The sequence below is a fragment of the Natronococcus sp. A-GB1 genome, from assembly GCF_029688845.1.
In the GTDB taxonomy this organism is placed as follows: Archaea; Halobacteriota; Halobacteria; order Halobacteriales; family Natrialbaceae; genus Natronococcus.
Genome location: NZ_JARUKW010000050.1, coordinates 1 through 1,675, shown reverse-complemented (window position 1 = coordinate 1,675; position 1,675 = coordinate 1). Strand labels below are relative to the sequence as shown.

Sequence of the window (1,675 nt, the reverse complement as noted above, 5' to 3'; positions counted from 1 at the left end):
CATCCCTTGGAATGTGATGTCGGTCGTAGTACCGGTCGCTACGCGTGGTGATCCACTCGTCGAAGGCTTGGTCCCCCTTCGATTGATTCTCATCGATGAGCTGGAGATTGGCGACGTGATCCCGAAGAGACTCGTAGCGTTCGGCCTTGGCGGGATCGAAGCCGTACTCCTCGATGAGGTTGTCCTTCTCCAGGAGACTTCGCGGGAAGATGTGATCCACCTCGTGGGAATCGTCCAGCGCAGGCTCGGGGTAATAGAGCACGGATAAGAGAAGGTAGATCTTCGTGCTGTTGTAATCAGTCTCGTCAAACAGGTCCTCGATGATCTCCTCGCTGAACCCGACCGCTTTTCCACGTGTGCGAATCTGGCGCTGAATTCGCTCTAACGGGAACTCACACGATTCGGTTTCTTTAATCGCTTCCCGGGCATCCTCGATGATCTGGTCGGGTCGGGAGTTGAAGTTGCTGTTAAGCAGCGCCGAGCAGAGCCACTGAAGGATGCGCGGCCGGACGTTCACGCCGAGTTCCGAATCCGTAGTGAGGTTCGGATTCCCGTTCGCATAGAAGTAGTAGACGATCGGAATGAGCGCGTTCCGACTGGTGAGGCTTCGTCCAGTCAACCCGAAGTCGTTGATGAGTTCGACCGTCGATTCGATCGCGTCCTCGACCTCACCACCTTCCCAGATCTCTTTCATCAAGGAGAGGTTCTCGTGCGTGAACGAGCGAATTCGGTATTCCGCTGAAAGGTCCGCCGCCACGAGAAGCGACTTGAGGACGAAATCGCTACCAAAGTCGTATCCCTCATCCACATATCGCTGATTGAGATTCGTCACGAACGCGCTGATCTCTTCTTTCGCGTCGATCGGATTCTCCGCGTCGGATGCCCAGTAGGATGTTGCGATTGAGAGGAGAATTTCAGACTTGCTGAGTTGTGTTCCACCCTCGTTCGCACGAACGAAGATATCCAGGATTCGCTCGTTATCCTGGTTCCCCTCCTCGTAGTAGTTGATCACGTCACGGGCGTGAATCGCGTTGTAGAGGGAATTGAGGTTCTTGAAGATGTAATGTTCTTCTGCGTCGGAAATTCCATCCAGTTCAGCACCGATTTCATCTGCTAGCGTCATCGCCTTCTCCAGCGTGTCGATCTCCAAGATATCGCCAACGTGGAACCAGTACTCGTCGCTGGTTTGGGGCGGGTTTGGCTTCTTGAATTGGAAGTCGTACCTGAGTTTCAGTTGGTCGTCCCGCTGGACACCGGGATTCGAGAGGAGGTTTAAGTACAGCTGCTTCCGGTTCCACGAATCCGGGTTCTTGCGCTGTCGGTACTTTTGCTTCTCGACGTACGTTCCCATGAGACTGATGTAGAACGACGTGAGTCGTTGTTGGCCGTCAACGACGAGCGAGACGCTATCGGGTACCTGCTCGTATTCAGGGACCTTCGGATTCCGATGGTGGACGTTATCGAACTCCTCGGGGTAGATGCTGTCTTCGATGTGATTTCGGACGAAGTGATACTTGATTTGGTTCTCTGCGAAATCGCCGTTAAGATTCCAGAATATGAACGACCCGATCGGATACTCACGAAGGACAGAGTCGAAAAGTTGAACGATCTGGTCGGTATCCCAGACGAACTCCCGTTGAATCGCAGGCAGGAAAATCGATTCGTTGATCTCCGG

At 53.6% G+C, this 1,675-nt stretch carries 1 protein-coding gene; it reads right to left on the bottom strand.

What is annotated here, in order from left to right; translation table 11 throughout:
* A partial coding sequence (locus QA600_RS22730; RefSeq protein WP_345782050.1) for a DUF262 domain-containing protein occupies positions 1 to 1,675 on the bottom strand: 1,675 nt, incomplete at both ends.